The sequence below is a fragment of the Paenibacillus sp. Soil766 genome (assembly GCF_001428105.1).
Taxonomy (GTDB): domain Bacteria; phylum Bacillota; class Bacilli; order Paenibacillales; family NBRC-103111; genus Paenibacillus_E.
This window is the reverse complement of sequence record NZ_LMSJ01000013.1, coordinates 14,963-36,937: the sequence shown is the minus strand read 5'-3', so window position 1 is coordinate 36,937 and position 21,975 is coordinate 14,963. Positions and strand designations below refer to the sequence as shown.

11 protein-coding genes and 1 pseudogene are annotated in these 21,975 nt (G+C 45.1%); 11 read left to right on the top strand and 1 reads right to left on the bottom strand.

Annotated features, from left to right (window positions below):
- Positions 1 to 28 precede the first annotated feature (28 nt).
- From ASG89_RS11670 to ASG89_RS11630, 10 genes are all read left to right on the top strand, one after another.
- Positions 29 to 757 carry an NADPH-dependent F420 reductase gene (locus tag ASG89_RS11670; RefSeq protein ID WP_057310809.1) on the top strand — a complete coding sequence of 243 codons (729 nt, stop codon included), beginning with the start codon at positions 29 to 31 and terminating at the stop codon, positions 755 to 757.
- A gap of 205 nt (positions 758 to 962) precedes the next feature.
- A complete protein-coding gene (locus ASG89_RS11665; protein WP_321166493.1) occupies positions 963 to 1,667 on the top strand; it encodes a WecB/TagA/CpsF family glycosyltransferase in 705 nt (234 codons plus the stop codon).
- 169 nt (positions 1,668 to 1,836) lie between these two features.
- The gene (locus ASG89_RS11660) at positions 1,837 to 2,385 is read left to right on the top strand and encodes a class I SAM-dependent methyltransferase (RefSeq protein WP_057310805.1); all 549 of its coding nucleotides are present in this window, start codon (positions 1,837 to 1,839) and stop codon (positions 2,383 to 2,385) included.
- 190 nt (positions 2,386 to 2,575) lie between these two features.
- Entirely contained in the window at positions 2,576 to 3,565 is a 990-nt protein-coding gene (locus tag ASG89_RS11655; protein WP_057310803.1) for an ROK family protein, read from the top strand.
- Positions 3,566 to 4,036: 471 nt separating this feature from the next.
- A complete protein-coding gene (locus ASG89_RS11650; RefSeq protein WP_057310801.1) occupies positions 4,037 to 4,333 on the top strand; it encodes a hypothetical protein in 297 nt (98 codons plus the stop codon).
- Positions 4,334 to 4,498: 165 nt separating this feature from the next.
- Positions 4,499 to 4,939 (top strand): NUDIX hydrolase, encoded by a 441-nt coding sequence (locus ASG89_RS11645; protein ID WP_057310799.1) that lies wholly within the window; start codon positions 4,499 to 4,501, stop codon positions 4,937 to 4,939.
- Positions 4,940 to 5,747: 808 nt separating this feature from the next.
- Complete coding sequence (locus tag ASG89_RS36300) at positions 5,748 to 6,026, top strand: beta-L-arabinofuranosidase domain-containing protein (RefSeq protein ID WP_162259694.1); 279 nt, start codon at positions 5,748 to 5,750, stop codon at positions 6,024 to 6,026.
- A 415-nt stretch (positions 6,027 to 6,441) separates the two neighbouring features.
- Positions 6,442 to 12,522, top strand: coding sequence for a DUF5695 domain-containing protein (locus ASG89_RS11640; RefSeq protein ID WP_057310797.1), 6,081 nt, complete (start codon positions 6,442 to 6,444; stop codon positions 12,520 to 12,522).
- A gap of 71 nt (positions 12,523 to 12,593) precedes the next feature.
- A complete protein-coding gene (locus ASG89_RS11635; RefSeq protein WP_057310795.1) occupies positions 12,594 to 14,336 on the top strand; it encodes an S-layer homology domain-containing protein in 1,743 nt (580 codons plus the stop codon).
- Between the two features lie 87 nt (positions 14,337 to 14,423).
- Positions 14,424 to 20,081: an Ig-like domain-containing protein gene (locus ASG89_RS11630; protein ID WP_057310793.1), complete on the top strand. Its 5,658-nt coding sequence runs from the start codon at positions 14,424 to 14,426 to the stop codon at positions 20,079 to 20,081.
- Positions 20,082 to 20,448: 367 nt separating this feature from the next.
- Here ASG89_RS11630 and ASG89_RS37620 read toward each other — a convergent pair whose 3' ends face one another.
- On the bottom strand, positions 20,449 to 21,018 hold the full coding sequence (locus tag ASG89_RS37620; RefSeq protein ID WP_235549723.1) for a CBO0543 family protein: 570 nt from the start codon (positions 21,016 to 21,018) through the stop codon (positions 20,449 to 20,451).
- Between the two features lie 407 nt (positions 21,019 to 21,425).
- Here ASG89_RS37620 and ASG89_RS11620 point away from each other — a divergent pair.
- Positions 21,426 to 21,900, top strand: a pseudogene (locus ASG89_RS11620) (NAD(P)H-dependent oxidoreductase); the annotation flags it as partial.
- Between the last annotated feature and the right edge of the window lie 75 nt (positions 21,901 to 21,975).

The window sequence follows — 21,975 nt, the reverse complement described above, 5'->3', positions numbered from 1 at the left end:
ATAACTTATAGAATAGGGAGAAATGAAAATGAGATTTGGAATAATAGGGGCAGGACCAATCGCGTCGAATATCGCAAAAAAATTAGTTGAGAATGGACATGATGTCAAAATTGCAGATGCTCGCGGGATTGAACGGCTAGAAGGAAAAGAACTTGTAGGAACACCTGTGAATGTAGATGATGTAATTACAAATATTGATGTTCTAGTCATATCTATCCCTTTCCACGCACTGCCAAGCATTCGCAACGTTGTGGATAAAGTTGGGGAGGAAGTAGTTGTTGTAGACACATCAAATTATTATCCACAAAGAGACAAGGAAATTGAAGAAATTGAGAACGGGTTGGTTGAAAGTGTTTGGGTATCCAATCATTTAGGCAGACCTACCACTAAAGCTTTCAACAATTTATTAGCCTATACGTTAGAATATAAAGGAACTCCCGAGGATACTAGTGGACGCATTGCCATAGCGATTGCTGGTGATAACCAGTTGCATAAACAAATAACCATGAACATAGTAAATGAGCTAGGCTTCGACCCAGTAGATAGCGGATCTTTAAGTGATTCGTGGAGGCAACAGCCAGGAACCCCTGCATACTGCACAGAACTTACCAAAGAGGAACTTACCGAAGCATTAAAAAAAGCAGATAAAGAAAAAGCCCCATCTCAACGAGATAAAGTTATAGAGAAGCTATCGTCAACTACTGGAGGATATTCGCACCAAGACATTGTGAATCTGAATAGAGAAGTATATATTTAATAAGTTAGGGAGCCCAGCGGCAACAGCTCAACTTGGCGGCCTTCAACATATATCACCAAACCGGCAAGGTGTCCCGTTAGGGTCGTGAGGTACTGCGTAGGATAGTTTGGAGTAATCCTTTATGTTAAAATGTGGTTAAAAACCTAAGGTGGATTCTATGGAGAACTGTTCGCAAATAATGGGAATTCCAGTACCAAAAATAACTATGGAAGATACAGTCCATATTATTGACCAAGTAATAAAGGAAAAAAAGGCGGAACTGTTCCATGTGGTAACACTAAATCCTGAAATCACCATGTCTTGTCAACATGATTTACTGCTCCGTACCATAATTGATGAGTCGGGACACCTTACTGCGGACGGTGCAGGCATTGTCATGGTCTCTCGTTTAAAGGGAAATCCACTTCCCGAACGTGTTACAGGATGTGATCTTCTATTCAATTTATTGGAAATAGGTAACAGAAAAAATTGGTCATTTTATCTTCTGGGCGCGAATGAGACGACTAGTAAAAAGGCAACAGAACTAATAGGTAAGAGATACCCAAACGTATCCGTTTTGGGTAGACAGCATGGCTTTTTTGATCATAAGGATGAGGCACAAATTGTAGATGAGATTGCGACCTTGAGTCCCGATGTTCTAGTGGTTGCACTTGGAGCCCCAAAAGCTGAATTTTGGATACATAAATATAAAAATAAACTAAATGTTAGGGTTGCTATTGGCGTTGGAGGAAGTCTTGATATCATTGCTGGGACAGTCAAAAGAGCACCAGTTGTATGGCAGAAGTTAAATGCAGAATGGCTTTATCGATTAATAAATCAACCATCTAGATGGAGAAGACAATTAATTTTGCCTCGTTTTGCAATGAAAGCATTGTTGTTTAAAGAAAATAATCGGTATAACGGAACATAAGCTTAATAACATTTGGAGAAGGCTGCCGACAGCAATAATAACGGCAGCCTTCTCCAATCCCTCAGGCAGATTTGCATGGTGTCATAAAATTCCATATAATAGTGCCTTTATTCCATTTTCGATTTCCATATTAATCGATATGATTTAGTTAAAGTAAGGGGGGAGAACTTTGGTACGTGTTGTAGTTGGTTCTGGCGGAAGTAAAAATAATTCAGATTGGTTGCACACTGAAGAGCATGAGTTAAGTTTATTGGTAGGCGAGGATTGGGATAACAAGTTCGCTATTGATTCAATTGATGCCATATTGGCGGAACATGTTTGGGAACATCTTACTTATGATGAGGGAGTTAAAGCAGCAAACTTATGCTTTAGATTTTTAAAGGTGGGAGGGTACATCCGCTGTGCGGTACCAGATGGCTATTTCCCAGATGAAGCGTATCAGAATATAGTCAAGATCGGTGGTCCTGGTCCCAAAGATCACCCTGCTGCTTCTCATAAAATTGTACATACTTATCATACTTTACGTACAATGTTCGAGGAAGCAGGCTATAACTTACAATTGCTTGAATACTGTGATGAAAATGGAAAATTTTATTATAATGATTGGGATGAGACAAAAGGTTTTATTTACCGATCAAAACGATTTGATCATAGGAACATGGATGGGAAATTAGGTTTTGTGTCGCTCATTATTGATGCTACGAAACCCTTCCGCTAACGAGGAACGTTACTTCAATAAATCAACAAGATGAGGCTGCCACCGTAAAATGAGTGGCAGCCTCATTAAGCTATTGGGCAGATTACTGTAGAAAAACTCGATGTGATAATGATAATAGTCACATAAGTCCATTCATTTTAATAATCAAGTAATTTACAATATTTAAAAATATATGAGAGCGGAGATAGTTATGAGTAAATATATTATTGGAATTGACCTTGGTGGAACAAATATTAAGTCTGCAATTTTCAACACGGACTTTCAAAAAATTCACGATAGAAGTGACCCCACGGAAGCAGCAAAAGGACCTACTCATGTGTTAAACAAAATTAAAGAAATTGTTCAAGAGATGATGTCGTTCGAAGGAATCCATCAAACTTCTATTAAGTGCATGGGTATGGGAATACCTGGATTACTTGATCCAGAGGAAGGTCTATCCATTTTTTCACCAAACTTTCCAGATTGGGAAAACATTCATGTTGTGAATCAAATGAAAAGTAATTTTGAGTTTCCTGTTTTTATCGACAATGATGTGCGGGTAAATATGTATGGTGAATGGATGTTTGGTGCAGGCATTGGTTACAAAAACTTGGTATTGATCACGTTAGGTACCGGTCTAGGATCTGGTATTGTAAATGATGGAAAGGTTTTCTACGGTACTACATCTAGCGCGGGCGAAATTGGGCATATGAATATGTACCGGGAAGGTCGCCCTTGTCGTTGTGGAAGCTCAGGCTGTCTAGGGAGATACGTGTCTGCGATAGGAATGGTTAAAACTCTTACAGACAAGCTTGAGGAAGGTCGGTCAAGTATCGTATTGCAATGGGTGGGAGACGATCGGACGGCAATTACTGCCCATATGATTTCTGAGGCATACGATCTTGGAGATTCACTTGCAATTGAGGTTATGCAAGAAACAGGAAGGATTCTTGGATTTGGTCTTTCGAATGTAATCAACCTATTAAATCCAGAATTGGTTATAATCGGTGGTGGAATGTCGGCAGCTGGTGATCGCTTGCTAAATTCAGTACGTGATACCGTTAGAAATCATGCTCTAAAGCTTTCTTCCCGTACTTGTAAAATAGAACAAGCGAAATTAGGTGGACAAGCTGGTATGATCGGTGCGGCTGCATATGCGAACAATAAGATGACTACAAAAGTTAACCTAAATTTGCTATAGCTCGGGAGCTGCATTTAAGCAGCTCTTTTTTGATTCCATTCAAGTAACTGGCAAGGACATGTTAAAATATGTATTGAGGTGACTTATAGATATGCAAAGAACTTCTCGGGAAGAGATTACAGGTGATTACATGGATATATCACTTTCCAAATGGCAATCGCAATAGCCTTTCAGAGGAATGTGTGGCTTGGTTGAGAAATGTCCTTGTAGAGTCAAAGGCAGTCCTAATTACGGACATTCTTAAAGAAATTCAAGAAGTGGAAAAATAAGAGCAAGCAGTATTACGATGAACGGAAGTTTACAGAATTGGGGGATGATTGTGTATTGTTGATAAATTTTTTCAGATCGCTTTTATTTCATTTGGTTATTTCTGTTCTAACAATCATAATAGTACTATTAACTTCCTTTAATTTATCAATTGAACTTGGATTAATTAATATCTTTATTTACTATTTTTTTGGAAGAAGGTGTTTGGTTAAGTTAAGTAATTGGAAAAAAGAGATAGCATCTATCATGCCTATTTCCCTTATCGCTATTATTGGTATAACTTCTATTTATGCCTTTAAAAGGTACAACAACAATGGTGATGGATTATGGGTGATTATGGATATTTATTTAGCCGGTGTAGTACCAAGCATGTATATGATTGCTGATATCATGTATGTTAAATTATCAAGCACACTCCAATACAAAGGAATGAGTGTGTTCTATTTACCATTCTCCGTATTACCATCTCTATTAATGTGGTTAGGTTTAAAAACAAAATAACTATAGATGAATAGATTAGTTCATGTAGCTAACGCAGAACGTTAGTTACATACGGAGAAGGCTGCCGGCATAATTAGCAGCCTCATTACGTTAACGAGGAGGAGAGTTCAAATAATGTAACGAATTGTTGATAATTCACATTTCTTTGAGAAGGGGATTTATTAAATGAAAAGAGTAGATGTTGCCTATGTGCTTCTCTTTGATGAACAAGGAAAAAATGTATTGATGGTTAAGAACAAGGGTATGAAATCTTCCTACTATACACTTCCTGGTGGAACAGTAGAACGAGGTGAAACACTTGAAGAAGCTGCTATTCGTGAGGTAAAAGAAGAGACGGGCTTAGAGGTTGAATTAAATGGTATATTCAGTGTAAGTGAAGCTTTTTTTGTAGATAGGGAACATCATACAATTTTCTTTACCTTTAGAGGGAATGTAATTGGTGGAGAAATATACATTTCATTTCCAGAAGAAATTGAGGAAGTTACTTGGATGGAACCTCAAAGAGCAGAAGAATACATACATATCCCGAGTGAGTTAAAGGGATTAACAATTGGTAAATCATCAGCACCATATGTACTCAGAGGAACTATTAATCACAATTCTTAATACAGTTTGTTGAAGTAACTGGTAACTATAGTTCAATCAATCAGGAGAGATGATTGTTTGGGTAAATACTAGGAAAGCATGACGAACGAGTAAGATAACAAAAAGCCTATGTTCCTTTGATTGCTAAGGTCATAGGCTCTTTAGTGTTTTTAATGCGGAAATACCGTGTAGCTTTTGCGAAAATTTAAGGGAGAGATTCCTACTTTATTAGCAGTGAGATAAATACGAAGTATGCTGGAAACCACATTCTTCTGCGACTCAGGTTATGGACCAATCTAGAAAATAAGGGATTGATGGATTGATGAAATGAAGAACTTGTGGTTTCATAAATCTCTCTCTAAAAGCTCTTATTTTTAAAACAAAAATTTAAATTACTGTATCAACATCATACTTTATCTATAAATTTTAACTAAGAATTTTCGAAAAATGACATTTAATGAAGGGGATTTATTACAATAAGCATGTGTCAATTGAAAAAATATTAGTTGTAATTTTTAAAAAATATGTTGGGAATTTTAATGTTGTAATAACGTGTATTATGTACAATGAATTCATTAGGTTTCATTAACTAATAGAGTTTAGCATGCTGGTTTCACAGAAGTCTCACTACGATTAGGAGGAGTTAGCATATGTTCATTACGACTTTCAAGAATGCTGCATCTAAAAATGAGGAGGTTAATAAATGCTATAAACATGGAAAAATCACTGGAAACACATCGCAGTATCTAAATCATTTCAGACAATAATTGCTTCGGTCATTACTGCAAGCGCTATCATTTTGATCCCTAAACTTGCATCGGCCAATAGGATGTCAAATAGTTATTTCAACGTTGAGACGGGAACGAATGGAGAGATCATTATCGCTCGACTGCATACGTTAATACTGGAATTGGAAGTAATCACTGAGCGGGGATATGTACATATCAACAGAAGGCGGACGGATCACGACGAAATCAAGCTGCATTTTGCGATGGTCGTCGAATGCATAAAGCGGAATCCTAAGGTGCACGAAAATGCTGGAAAAATCGCTTTGCAATATGGCCCGCTAGTTCTCAGCCGTTCCCTCCGCATGCTGGGGGAATCGTAAACCGGTCGAAACGAAGGTTTGGATACGTGAAAAAATAACAACATCATGAGGGGACTCCGTACCGCGAAATGGCGCAAGCACGTTTGAAGTATGGGGTTTGTTTTGCGTTCACAATTTTTCTCGAAATTTACAAAAAAAGGTGGTTTAATTCCAGAAAATTGTTGCTTAGGAGACCATTTTTGGGGATGGCAATGTGACTCAGACGGTGACAGACTAGTTTAATGCTTTCCAAGATGGAATCGAAGTAGAAATACAAACGTTAACTTTGGGGAACTACTTGATGAGATCGAATTGGCTTGCAAGGCAGGTCAAATAGATGGCGTCATCCTCCATCTAATTGGTCAAAGGTATTTCGTAGAGGGTTGGGAATGCATTTGATTCATTTTCAGAAATTTAATTAAAACGGGAGGTAAAAATGAAAACGATTACAAAAAAACTGGTTCCACTGGCTTCCGCGTTGCTGTTGTTTTCCGGGGCGCTGCCCTTGGGGATTAACGCGGTGCCTTCGGTAGCCGCAGCAACGGATGGCATCTCCAATGCTAGCCTTTCTGCCAAAATCGGTGATTTAGGGCAGATTGAAGAACTATATATCAAAAATAACCCTACAAACAAAAATGGCAATCCTATCAATTTTGTTTTGCCCAACAATACATCACCACAGAACGACGTCCAGCACCAATGGATGGGCGAAATGATTTTATCTTACCGCACCGGTGACAGTGAACAATTTCCTGACAACAGGGCTGGCTTTGTAGAAGTTGATACAAACAAAACACTGGCTGCTGGTGGTTCAACAAAATATTCTACCATCAATCCTAATAATCCTTACATTGCGAAAACGGCCTCACCAGACGGTAAGAAAGTGGAAGTCAACTATATAGGACAGGACTTGAACTCCACTGCCAATCGGGTGATGAAAGGTTTTGACGTAAAGTCTGTATTTGATATGAATAGCGAAGACGGTTCAATGCAGTGGGGTATCACTGTGAAAAACAAAAGCAGCAAATATATTGAATTCGGTGATATCGGATTGCCGATGGCTTGGAATAACAAATATAGATCTGTATCGGATACCTATGACAACCGAGTTACCACACATAATTTTGCCGGCGCCGACAGCGGGTATTCCTATGCTATCCGCACGAGTGGCGAAGGAAATTTCATGCTGTTTACCCCAGTGCCGGAAAGTGGCGCACGCATAGAGTATGTTGATTATTGGTTGGGCGACGCGGGAGAACTGCGTGCTGGAAGTAATTACTCAAACTGGGTCGGTGACAGTGGCGGCTGGTTTCCGGGGCTGAATGTTTTGTATATCCATTCCAAGGATATACAGAAAACCGGCCGTGGATATTTTACCGATGCCACCAGCTTGGTTTTGGGACCGAATGAGGAAAAAACTTATAAGTTTAAATTTTCAGCGGTACGCGCAGGTGACAACAGCCCGCAGGATAATGCTAACAGCCCAAATAATGCTTCTACCTCTATGGAGGACCGTGAGGCAAACCTTCGCTCCATCCTGTACAAATCAGGAATGATTGATGCAGTAGCGTTGCCCGGCTTTCAGACTGCGATCAATATGCCCGTTAAGCTGGATCTGCATTACGACGACAGCTTCATCGACATACAGTCTATAGATATACAGTCTGTTGACGAGAATGATCCGTTTGACGAAGCGCATATTCCGGATATCAAGCCAGGCCAGACCAGAGATAAAATGGTCAACAATTCTCGCGCCGGACGTGGACTTCCTGACGGGAACCCGGATTATACAGAATCCGTACAGTTTGTAGAAACCAAGATTATAAACGGTGAACAGCATCATATCTATTCGCTCCAATTTGGCAATATCGGCAATAACAGCGTTCGAGTGAACTACAAGCTGAAGGCCGGTAGTGAACAGGTAGATAAATTCACCCAATTTGAATTCAATGTTCTGGCCGAGCTTGACCAAACGGTGCAGGCCCATTCCGAATTTATGGTTGAGAACACGCAAGACAAGGACCCGAACAATCCTAACTACGGCATCTACCGTGACTGGTATCTTACAACCGGTCTTGACACAACGACAAGCCATTGGGGCGATGACTGGAGTCACGATAACATCAATTTCATGGTCACGAAGAATTATCTGGATCCAAATCCAGATGAAATTCGATCAATTGAAACCTACCTGATCGACTTCATGTGGGAAAATTATATGAAGAATACGCAGAGTAGTTTTACGGTTGCAAACTACCTCAAAGATTCAGGTGTTAACACGAATTCAACAAGTCCCTATACACGGACGTTCTCCGAAATTATGGAAGCAACTGGATTTTTCAATATGTATCGGATCCAAAAGTCGTATCCCAATCTGATGGAGTACCGCGAAACGCCGCAATACTATCTAGAAAAGGCCTATGGCATATACTATAACCGTGCCTCCAGCGGATCAACTGGATTCTATGGTGAACAGCAGATTCCAGATATGATTGAGGCACTGAAAGAAGAGGGAATGCTGACTGAGTATGAGAAGCTGAAAAGTAAGTTCGCCCAAACCAAAGGACGGAACGTGACAAACGCCGCTTATCCTTACGGGTCAGAATTTGAATATGACAATACCGGCGAAGAAGGAGCCTATTCCGCAGCCAAGGCGCTGCGCACATACTACCCTGAAGACGCGCGGGCAGGCGCAGCCCTGAAAAGTATGGGAATGGCTGACTTGAAGACTCGTGCCATGCGAGGCATTCAGCCCACTTGGTACTATTATTCCGTACCGGTATTCCGCGCAGGCGAAGGCTGGTGGAATTTCCAATATACTGCGTCTTTGGCGGGATCAATTATGGATGACTGGCTCCGCTATCAGAATAACGGGAGGTCTGATGATCAGTCTGCTATCGCACAGCAGCGCAACTATGCGGCGAAAATTTCAAACTTCAACGCCATTAATATGGGGCAGATTTCTGCACAGTCTGTAGGCGGAATCTCTTGGAGATATAACGCTCAGAAGGGAGGAACCGGCACCAAAAACGTAAACGATGGTGGTACACGCGTTATGAACAACGGCTGGCAGGACTTTTCCGGCGAATCAGAGGAAGGGCTGTATGGCTCGCTGTTGCGCATCAGTTCAGATATTGTCACCGATCCGGTATTTGGACTTTTCGGATATGGAGCTTTGGTCACTGACGAAGGCGAAAGCTACCATATCACACCAAAGGACGGTTTTGGCAAGCGCATCAACCTAATCGATGAGAAAATTTACCTGGTCTCGGAAAGTGATAAAATTGAAAGTGCTCAGATTCAAAAAGACGGTAAGGCATTTCATTTGCAGATTTCGAATCTTGATGAAAAAGAGCACGCTTCAAAGATTACTTTTGACGGGGCAGGCCTAGAGAATGGCTATTATACAATTAAGCTGGATGATGCAGATGCCGGACAGTTCTATGTTCAGAACAATAAGGGTGTTGCGATGTACCAAATGAGCAACGCACCTACGGCCGAATTGACGATTGAAAAGACAGCTATAGGTGAAAATCAAGCTCCGCAGGTTACGGTAGAGACTGCGACACAAAACCCGCAGGCGTTGATTCCATTAACGCTGAACGGCATGGTGAACGACGACGGCGCACCGAATGGCTCGCTGACCTACCAGTGGGAGGTTGTCAGTACCCCAGAAGGCGGCAAACTAAGCTTCACCAATCCTAAGGCAACCACCACAAAGGCTGTCGGTACCAAAGGCGGAACCTATACAGTCAAGCTAACCGCCAACGACGGGCAAAAAAGTGGTTCTGGCGAACTGACCATTGAGTTAGCCGCAGCGCCGGAAAAACAGCCTCCAAACATTGGGGAAGTGACTGCGGTCCAAGATGCTTCGAATAGCAGTATTCTCGTATTATCCGGTGCGGCGACCCCGGATCCGCTGTACAGCGCGGTATTTGAACCCAATTTGTCATATGGATGGACGCTCAAGCAAAGTCCAAATGGCGCAGGGGAAATTACTTTTGTCGATGGTGATAAAGCAAATTCGTATGCCCGTGGCGTTAGCAAGGCAGGCACCTACGTGTTTACTTTTACGGCGGCTGATGATGACAAAGTGGCCAGCAAGGATGTCACGATTAATATCACAAAAGACAACGATGGCTCTTACCGGGCACTCAGCGTTGTGACACAAAAGGGCACAGCACCGGCACTTCCTGGTCAGGTGGATGTTCTGATCGATGACGGATTTAGGAAGGCTGACGTTTCGTGGAACGAATTTGATCCAGTCAGCTATGCGAATGAAGGTGAATTCGTAGTCACGGGTGATATCACAGGCAGCGACTCGAAGGCACGTGTCACTGTATATGTCGTGAAATCACAACCTAACAATAATGCGCTGACTGCAACACCTACTGCCAGTTTCTCCGGCGGTGACGGGTACCCTTCGGCACTGAACAACGGGTTCGACCCAAAGAGTTCAGCGGATTTCTCGCCTACCAAAGGTGCAGCGAACAGCGCATGGCACAACTGGGGTAAAGAAGGAGACCCGACATGGATCATGTATCAATGGGATGAAGCTTTCCTTGCTTCCTCGATGGATGTATATGTTTTCCGCGATGGTTCCGGGAATTTCCAACCCACGGATATGAAGCTACAGCTTCGTGATGAGAACGGAAATTGGTACACACCAAGAGCAATAAACGGTCTCGGAAATGCATTGAATAAATACAACACAACCACCTTTGAGCCTGCATACATTACAGGCGCTCGTATTGACATGAAACCTGTTATCGTTGGAAGCGGCGTTTTGGAATGGAAGGTCAATGGATTTACGAGTGGGGCAGACAAAACAGAACTAGCAAGGATTTACAGCTATGCAAATGCATTAAAAGCTACGAATTTAAGTGGTGAAGGTCTAGCGCCAATTGCTGTCGCGCTCGCGAACGCATCCGCTGTGATGGCGAACAAGGCTGCTACAGAAGAGGAAGTTGCTCAGGCGATTGAAAAACTACTGACAGATTTACGGTTGTTGACTCCACGAAATAATAATATGGCGTTTTCCGCCAATATCTCTGCCAGCTACACTTCGTCCTGGGAGAGCCTTCCTGCAGTAAATGACGGCAGAAAAGACGCTACCAACAACCCGCATTGGGGTACATGGGGCGTTACAAGCTCTGAGGAATGGGTGCAATATGATTGGCCGCAGGGTGCAACAATCCAAAGCTCAAACTTGGTGCTTTGGACGGATAATGGCGGTATAAAAGCGCCTAAACAGTACACGTATTCATACATCCCGTTAGATAGCCAAACAGGTGCATGGGTAACGGCAGGGACTGTTACCGATGGCATCGTAGCTAGTACTACTCCGGTGGGAACCACAAATGTTTATAAATTTGACCAGGTTCTGAAAGTTAAATCACTGCGTGTTACGTTGACAAAGCAAGTTCGGGATGGTAATGGCGTTGGCTTATGGGAATGGGAAGTTTTCCAACCAGTGCAGCAAGCACCGACAACACCAACAGGGGTTGCGCCGACAATTTTCAACGGAAACGATGGAAAGCTCCATGGCGTAACACCGGAAATGGAGTATAGGATCGAAGGTGCGGCAGAATATACTGCGATCACAGGAAGAGAAGTCACAGGTCTCGCCGCCGGCAAGTATTTTGTTCGGTATATGAAAAACGGTTCTCTGAATGCCAGCCCGGATATGGAAGTTGTGATTCCAGAAAGCGACATGACGCTTTCGTATCGGTTGAGTGGACCGAGCTCCGTCACGGCGGGAGATTCCTTCCAGCTGACCTACGGCTTGTCGAATGTAACCGATAGCGTATACGCAAAATCAGTGACGGTCAACTACAATCCGGCTGAACTGGAGTTTGTAGGCGCGAGCTCCTTGCTGGACGGCTTTAGCGTAGTAGGAAGCGTGTATGGTGAAGGGACATACAGGATCATAGAGGCAAGCACAGGCCCATCTCCGGTGACTGGCACAATGGATCTCCTCGCGCTGACGTTCCGATCTTTGAATCAATCTGTGACTACGAATGTTTATATGAGTGGAATCGTGCTGGCCGATCAATTCGGTAACGAGTTGCCGGTAAACAAAGGGAATGGGCATACGATCGCCATCGTTCCTGTGAACAAGACCGAATTGAACGAGGTCATCGCGGAGGTTTCAGCAGCTGTTGCGAATGCGAAGGTTCTCAATCCGGAAGCACCGCGCTTCGGATACTATCCGCAAAGCGCGATCGACAGCCTCAATAGTGCCATTGCTGCAGCCAACACGGTGTCAGCTCAAAGCGATACTACCCAAGCTCAGGTGGATCTGGCTCGCGATGCACTCTCGCAGGCGTTTGCACTGTTCCAAGCTTCGGCCAGCCAGTCGGCAAGTATCGGTGATTTGGCCCTACTTGCAGCGAATTACAATGCGACCAGCAGCTCCGCGAATTGGCAGTCGCTTCGCTTGTTTGACGCGAACAATGACGGCAAGCTAAATTTATTTGACCTTGTCTCCATGGCACAACGCATACTACTAAACTAAAACGATGAGCCCAGATGGGGGTGACTTCAAGTCATCCCCCATCTGAAACTTTCTATATGGAGGCTACTCACATGTCACTAAACCTAAAAGTATTTTCTTTGGTTTTCCTGCTCCTTGTTTCTTTTCTGCCTATTTCTAACGCGACAGAGTCATCAGATAAATTCGAATTGGATTTTTTATCGAACACGGTGAGGTCGGGAGAGACGGTGACGTTGACCGTTAAGGGGACTTCACTTACGGATGTCTATGGCGCAGAAATCGGGCTTGTGTACGATACAACGAAACTTCAGTATACGGGCTATTTTAGCAGTATAAGCGGAGAGACCTTTGTTCTGGCACCAAAAGTCTCCAACGACAACATCCTGCTTGTTTTTACTCATACGGGACAGCAGCCGGGGTTTAGCGGGGACAAAAACCTGTTTTCACTTACTTTCAAAGCAACAGATACGGGGTCTGCTTCCGTAAGTCTGAATACATTGACCGCTTTAGACAGCAAAATGGAATCGCTTGCAACGACAGAAGGAAAAGAAGCGAAGGTGGCAGTTACGCCAGCGAACTCCAACCCTGGTCCAAACCCTGGTCCAAATCCGGGTCCAATCCCTGACCCGGGTGCAGGGGCCCCCGCCGGTAACTCGAATTCCGGTTCAAATTTGAATCAAGACGTCATCTCTCTTGAAGCACTGCCTTCAAACCAAGGGACTGCCACCGTAAGTGCTCAAGCGAAAGATCTGCTCGCAGCTGCAAAGCAGTCGAAGAATAAATCGATAATGATCAAAGTGAATAAAACTTCCGAGGTTCGTGAACTGCAGATCAACCTGCCGGCCGCTGCGCTGCAACAAGTTGAGGGCGACGTTGATACCATTATTATTGAGTCGGAATTGGGAACGGTATCTATCGCTACGAAGCTTCTCAGAAACAGTCAAGTTTCTGAAACTTCGAATCTTCAGTTGTCCGTCACCAAAGTGGACCCAGTAACCCTCACACCACAGGCCAGACAACGGATTGGTTCCTCCACCGTCTATGATTTCAAATTGAGCCTTGACGGGCAAAATTTGACTCGCTTTGACGGGAACGAGATCAAGGTTGAATTGCCTTATACGCTGGCACCCGGCGAAAATCCAAGTCAAGTTGTGATCTACTATATAGCGGGAGACGGCCAGCTTGAGGTGGTCAAGAACGGTCGATACAATGCCATTACAGGTAAGGTCGAATTTAAACCGAGCCACTTCAGCCAATATGCGGCGCAACTTGTACAGGTATCCTTTCAGGATATGGATGGGTACGCTTGGGCTCGCGAGGCGGTAAATGGGCTGGCGGCTAGAGAAGTCGTCCAAGGCAGAGGCGAAGCGTTGTATGCTCCGGAGGGGCTAGTGACTCGGGCGGAATTCATTCAGATGCTCGTTGGTTTATTCGATCTGGCCGACTATGAAGCGGTTACTGGTTTAACGGATGTCGAACCGAATGCCTGGTATTACCGGGCCATTGCCTCCGCGCAGAAGGCTGGCATTGTGCAAGGCAAGGATGCTGGCAGCTTCGGTGTCAACGATACGATCACCCGTGAGGATATGGCCGTGCTGATCTACCGGATTGCGCAACATCTTAAAGTTACGATAGTAACCGCCGAATCCGCTGGCAAGACAGCAGGATTCCTGGACCTGCAGCAAACCTCGAACTATGCCAGAGAAGCGGTCACGGCCGTGCAGCAGGCGGGTCTGATGAACGGTGTAAAAGCGGGCTATTTCGAACCCAAGGGCAGCTCCACTAGAGCGCAAGCGGCAACGGTATTGTACAGACTGTATCAGTTCATCCAGTAACAACTTCGTTCGGAGGTGGTTGCAGGAGGGGCAAGCATTTGGGGTATCATTCATCCGGCAATAAAAATATGTCATATGGAGGCCATTATGCGGCGAAAAAAGGGGAATATCCGTAAGACTGCGATAGTAGCAGGGATGGTTTGTTCAATGTTGTTGAATGGAACTGTAACCGTGTTTGCCGACTCGGTTCCGAATAATAATGATCCTGGTATGCCCGTGTTTACGAATTCCGCGGGTGGTCCGGTTGTTCCGGCTGAGCCTGCAGCCTATAATGCCAGCAGAAGTATGATGCAGGATATGTTCAAAGCCGACCTTGCGGCGGGCGGAACTTCGTACTGGATGGACAGATTGCTAGCACGGCGTGGAAATGACCCTGCAGGAACGTATATGATGTCTCGCGGTAAAGCACTGTACATGTACGGACATAGCGCGTCGGTTATCGGATTCGGCAATAATGTGGCATATTGGGATGAGATTAGTCAACAAAAAGCATACTCCATACAGGCCACAGGCATAACCTTTACAGAGGATGTATCTAAGAGGTATCAAACACCCAGCTACTGGTACGGTTTCTACAATGCTGCCTCTGCCGGCTATACGCTAGAGGAAACCAAATTTATAACCGATAACAACGTAGCTGTTACGAATGTAACGATAAAAAACATCGGAGCTGCCAGCAAATCATTAACCTTAACGGCAGATTCACCTTATTCAACAACTCCGACGTCTAATGGTACGGAATTGACCGGTAGTATTGATGTCAAGAACAAATTGACGAAGCTGTACCCGAGGCTGAGCGGCGACGGTATGACGGCTAGCAACGGGGGCTTGACAAGAACCGTTACTTTGGAGGCCGGGGCATCCATCACGATTAAGTTCCAAATGGGTTTCATTGCCAATGAAATTCCCGAATCGCTGACGGAATATAACCGCTATAAAGGTTACGACCCGAATACCGCATACTTGACCCAGATGAAGGAAAACAACCAGTGGTGGGCCGATAATATCCCCTACATGGATGTTCCTGACGAAAACATCAAGAAGATCATTTATTACAGATGGTGGTTAAGCCGTTTCAACTTTCTTGACGCCAATATTCCAGGAAACGACTACCAATTCCCGATCTCCGTCGAGGGAGCGCTTGGCTACAACAATGCGATCGTTTTGACGCAGCCGATGCATATGCAGGATCTCAAATATTTAAGAAACCCGATTTATTCGTACGGCGACTGGATTTCTGTGGGTGAAGTATCCAGGGACAGCTTGTTTACCGATAACCCAGGTGACCCAGCCAACTGGAACAATAGCTACGCTCAATACATAGGCGATTCCGCCTGGCAAACTTATCAAGTTCATGGCGGCCAGCCGGAAATTTTAAATAATCTTGGGCGTTACGCTGAGAAGGATGTAAAAGGTCAGTTGGACCGGTTCGATACGAACAACAACAATGTGATCAACTATAACTGGGGATCGTTGACTGGTAATGACGGAGACGGAAATGCGTTTCATTATTTCGAGAAACGAGGCAACATCGATCAGGACCGAACGGAAAGCGCATTCGTGTACGGGAACGCGATGGCCTCGGCGAAGGCTTACAGCTTTGCCGGAAATACGGCTAAGGCGGAAGAAATGTACGCCATTGCCAATAATCTGAAAAATGCGATTTTGACTAATTTATGGGATGACAATTCGAAGATGTTCTTACAGAAGGATTTACAATCCAACACCTTTATTCCATGGAAAGAAGCGAACAACTATTATCCGTTCCAGATGGATGGATTAGTTCCTACAGATGACCCGAAATATTTGGAGTCGCTGCGTTATTGGGCGGATAAAGAAGAGTTCCCGGTATTCCCGTTTTTTACAGCGAACCAGAAGGACAAAGCGGCATCAGTTGCAGCGGGAGTCGGCGGAACGAACAACTTCTCCAATATTAATGCGACCGGCAACATAAGACTTTTCTCGGAAGTGCTGCGTAAATATCCGAATCAAAACTACATCACGGCCGATATGTTCAAGAAGCTGATGTACTGGACCGGCTGGTCGATGGCGCCAAATGGCGATATTCAATTTTTAGACAACAATGAATTTTTCAACAGCTGGAATCCGAATACGAAGCAAATTGACTACAGATCATGGATTCATCACAATATTTTGGGCAACTACAACTATTCCATGATCGAGAACGTGGCTGGTCTTGTGCCCCGTACGGATTCGACGGTCGAGCTGTGGCCCATTGACATCGGTTGGAACCACTTTACGTTGAACAATTTAAACTATCACGATACCGACATGACGATCGTCTGGGATAAGCCGGACGGAACTGTTAACTACGCTGGAGTGCCTGAGGGGTATTCGGTTTACATCGACGGCGAGCTGGCTTTCACCACGGATAAGCTTGCCCATGTCGAATGGAACCCGTCCACCGGGGATGTTGCCGTCAAGGATAACACCGGAGCGAGTGTATTGACTCATAATAGCAATGCACAGATGAAGTCAGCTACCGAAGTGGATCTCTCGAAGAACAGCAGGGCCACAGATATGTTCCAGAAAATCGGCGTGGATTTGACCGCCGAAACAGGCAGCGCGCCTAACCTGGCGTTGAGCGCAACTGCGACCGCTTCCTTCACAGCAGATAATACAACTACAGCGAACGCCGTGAACGGATTTACAATTAGCGGCAACTCGTACGTTTCCGGCACCTTCTACGCTAATCCGCCGATCTGGGGAAGCAAAGGCTCGACGAACACTCAAGAATGGTACCAACTTGATTTCGGGCAGCCGCAAACGTTCGACGATGTCAAATTGTACTTTTATAACGATAAGCCGAGCACTACTTACCGCGAGCCTTCGATCTATACCGTCCAGTATTATGATGAAGCGACATCGGCATGGATCGCGATTCCAGGACAATATAAGTCGCCTACGCTGGCTAACTACAATCATGATCAATTCCCGTCCGTAACGGCGCAAAAGTTCAGAGTGCTGATGAAGCCGAAGACGGGAAACAGCGTAGCGCTGAAGGAAGTTCAAGTGTTCAATACGGGCGTGCCTGCTCCGGTTGCCAAGAATATGCCGCCTGTCGTGACAGCACAGCAGGATACAAGTGTGAAAATTCCGCTGAAAGCGAATTTACTTGCATCCGTTACGGATGATGGAGCGCCGGAAGGCGTGTTGAACTCGACCTGGAGCCTGAAGATCGGTCCGGAAGGCGGTCAAGCGTTCTTCGCGAATGCAAACTCGGAGAACACGTTAGCCACCTTCAATAAGGCTGGCAGCTATGTGGTGACTTTATCCGCCACCGATGGCGATCTGACAACGGCTGTGGACGTTACGGTTACGGTCGATCCGCTTCCGAATGATGTAAACCTGGCGCTTATTGCAACACCTAGCACCTCCTTCGTCTCTTCCTGGGAAAATCTCAGCGCCATTAATGACGGATATGATCCGAGAAACTCGACCGATAAGCAAGGCGGAGCCTACGGGAACTGGGCTCAAGCAGGTGCGAGCCAATGGGTTCAGTACGAATGGCCGACACCAGTAAACATCAACAAATCCGATGTTTACTGGTGGACAGACAACGGCGGTATTCTTGCGCCTACATCGAGCAAGCTGCAGTATTGGAACGGCAGCGAGTTTGTGGATGTGAAGGCTGTACTCGGCAACGGTGTTGCCCTGAATAAGTATAATACGACGACCTTCATGCCAGTATCGACAACGAAGCTGCGCATGACGATTACGAGAGGCACACAATGGACCGGTATTCTGGAATGGAAAGTGTCTGCTACCCCAACGGCAAGCGTTAAGCCGATAAAGGTCAGCACGCCGCTGGATGTACAGCCGATGCTTCCTTCAAAAGTAACCAAAGTTCTTACAGACGGCTCGATGGTGGAGGCCAACGTGCTGTGGGATCCGATTGCGTCTCAACAACTGTCGCAAACGGGAAGCTTCACCGTAGTGGGGACTGTCGACGGAACGAACGTGCAGGCGGAAGCCACTGTGTATGTAAGGCTTACGGATCAGGTATCGATTACCAGTATTGCTGATGAGAACACTCAGACGCTGGTGGGGAAAGCGCCTCAACTGCCTTCCTATGTTGAAGCGACCTACAATGACGGTTCGGTCGATAATGTCAGCAACGTGGTGACATGGGATTCCTACGATCCAAGCTTGCTGAATCAGCCCGGTCAATTCACCGTTACGGGTACGGTACCAGGGACTTCGATATCGGCTAAAGCGAATGTAACGGTCAGGTCTTCTTCCGTTATTGCGATCGGAGATTCCTTCGTGAACACCGTAGCAGGCATCACGCCGGTCATGCCGGCCCAAGTGACGACAGCTTACGATAATGGTACGACGACTAAAGCGGATGTCGTTTGGAGTGCGATTACCCCGGCTCAATACGCTTCGGCAGGCACATTTACCGTGGAAGGCAGCGTAGCCGGAACGAACTTAAAAGCGAAAGCTACGGTAACGGTGGCTCCTAAAGCGGTCATAAGTTATCAACCTTTCCCTACCATATATACGGAGGTAGGGGTACCTCCTGTTATGCCGAGCGTTGCAACCGCCGTATATAATGGCGGCACGACTGCACAGGTTTCGGGAGTCACTTGGCCTGCCATTGCCCCGTCGAATTATGCATCGACAGGTACTTTCACAGTAACGAATCCGACAATTCCAGGTAGACCTTCCGGTGTATCGAGACCTGCTGCGACCGTGGTTGTTGTCAATACCATCACCGGCATTGAACCGGTGTTTGTAACAACTACAGCGGAAACAGCCCCGGTCATGCCGGAGACAGTAACCGCTGCCTACGCAAATGGAACCAACTCGGAGGTTAGCGTTGCCTGGGATGCCATAACTCCGGAAATGTACGCAGACACGGGCACGTTCACAGTTGAAGGTACGGTTCAGGGGACAACGATTAAAGCAACAGCAACGGTAATGGTACAAGTAAACAGCGGTACCCGGTTAATCGGACCGGCTGAAGTTAGCGCAGGACAATCGTTTGACCTGACCTATGGGTTGGTCAGTGTTACGACCAGCGTGTATGCCAAGGAGATGACGGTCAACTTCGATCCGACAAAGTTGACGTACATCTCGGCGGACTCCTTGATCGACGGCTATGCCATCTTAGGTGAAGTCCAGTCGCCGGGAGCTGTAAGAATCATTGTGGCGGACGCGGGTGTGGATGCAATTAGTGGTACCATCGACGTGCTGAAGCTTCATTTCCAAACGCAAGCCGTTGCCGGAACGGTCACCGGCTCCGTCTACCTAACCAAAGTCGTTCTTGCAGACGGCCAAGGTACGGAAACGCAGCTGAACAGCGGACCTGATTATCAAGTGCAGATTAAAGTGGACAGAACGACGCTGACTAGCAAGCTTGAGAATGCGCAGATGAAGTTAGCTTCTGCGGTTGTAGGCACGAAGTGGGGACATTATCCGCAGCAAGCCGTCGATGCGCTGAGTGCGGCGATCAACGTGGCAAGCGCGGTGCTTGGTCAGATCGTTACCCAAGCGCAAGTGGATCAAGCTGTAGCCGACTTGATAACGGCCATTCAAGCCTTCGTCGTTTCGGTAAATAGCAATGCGACCATCGGCGATTTGGCTATCTTGGCAAAGAATTACGGGGCAACAACCGAAAGCTCAGATTGGGCTAAGATTGCGATATATGACCTCGATCTGAACGGCAAGCTGGACATTTTTGACCTTGCGACATTGGCCAGTAAGATACTCGGACTCTAGTCTCATAGCTGCAAGGGATTGGGAAAACGGTACCTATACCGTTTTCCTAATCTATCTTTCTTGAGGGGAAAACGACTCCATGACACGCCGACTTTATACCGTTTGCCTCGTTCAGCGGCACGTGACAGAGGCAGAAAAGGTGGGAGACCGCCGATCGAGCGCCTGACGCCATTTCGTGCTGAGAGTAAGTCTGCCGCGATCGGCAGCCTCCTTAAGCCATTGGGCAGAACACTTCCAATATGTGTTAGTATAGTAACCTCTAGGTCAGAGCTTCCCAAAGGGCAGATACGTTTCTAACTATCAACGAAGTTGCTATATAAAAAAGCACCGACCCAAGGGTCAGCGCTTATATATAGAATAACGAGGTTCATTTCATCTTATCAAAACCTATATCAAATATAAACATCAAAAGCCCAGTATATGGTATCGACATCATCAAGCCAAATAACGGTTTTCGATAATGAATTCGCAGCATTACAAACATGATTATATCAAAAAACGATGACCACAGTAGGTTCCATCCGTTATGATACGTTATTGATCCACATTTGACAGAAACAAATTCAAGCAAAACAAAAACGCCAGTGAAAAAGATAATGTAATAAGCCTGGCGAAGAAGTTTACTATTTCGCGGGTAGTTCGAAAGATATATCCAACTCGATACTGGCATGCCTATCAGAACAAGCAATAAGATCGGAATCATAGACACCTTAAGACCATTCGGCTCCATTTGCCAAAGTTGATGTTGATAACAGAGCAACTCATAAAGACAATTACTCAATGCAGCAAAGAGGAGTGTTGGATAGTACTTCTCCCAATTTCGGTCAGCAAATTTAATGGCAGCTAGTAACCATAATATCGAGTAAGCAATGGCAACCAAGGATTTTGCTCCTTTTTTTATATTAAGCTTTATTATTCCAAATAATCCATCGTTCATACAAATTTAGAGGGGGTTCTTTCGTAAAATATTTAGGAGGAACCAATTGTAGGAAAAGGTTGATATATCTGGTGACAAGAAATTTATCTCATTCTCGACGGATGATAAGAAAGTAATTTAGTTCGGTTAAATAAAGCTGAAATCTGGACTGACAGTTAAGCTAACGGGAGGATAGTTCGAATTTATCGAACTTCGTTATGTTCTGGCAGGCCGCGATGCCGGACATGCCTCGTAATCACTTTCGTTATATTGTGCTCGGAGCAGAATGAAACGGACTAGCGTAATGTCGAACGCTAGTCCGTTTCTGTTTGTTCATTTTTCTCCTTTTTGAGCTCCTTTCACTCAACATGGGCCACTCCCCATTGATGTAAGGTTTCCAAAATCAGAGACAGGCTCAGGCTGTATTATCGTATAGCCACGCGGTAGGCAAAGAGTTTATCGAAGCGTACCGCGAGGCAAATCCGGGAGATGAAGTCAAAAGTGGCTCGTCTTGAAGCGATTGTTGATCAATTCGTGGCTGCTGATAAGTACGTATATGTTTCCCCGTTGTGGAATTTCACGATCCCACCGGTTATGAAAGATTACACAGATGCGACTTCAATTCCGGGTAAGACTTTTAGATATACCGAAAACGGCCCTGAAGGTCTGTTGACCAGTAAGAACGTCTTACACATTCAAGCAAGTGGTTCTGTTTATTCGGAAGGCCCTTTAGCTCCACTTGAAATGGGATACAGCTATCTGAATAAAGTTTTACAGTTCTATGGGATTCAATCTATTGAGGCAATTTTTGTTGAAGGAACGGCATTAAAATCACAAGAGCAAGCTCAAGCTATTAAAGAAAAAGCAATTGCACATGCTAAGGAAGTTGCCAAACGTTTCTAATCGGGGATCGTTCTCAAACCGGAATCCATAACAAGAAAGATTCAGCTCGATCGATAAGATCGGGCCGATTTTGTA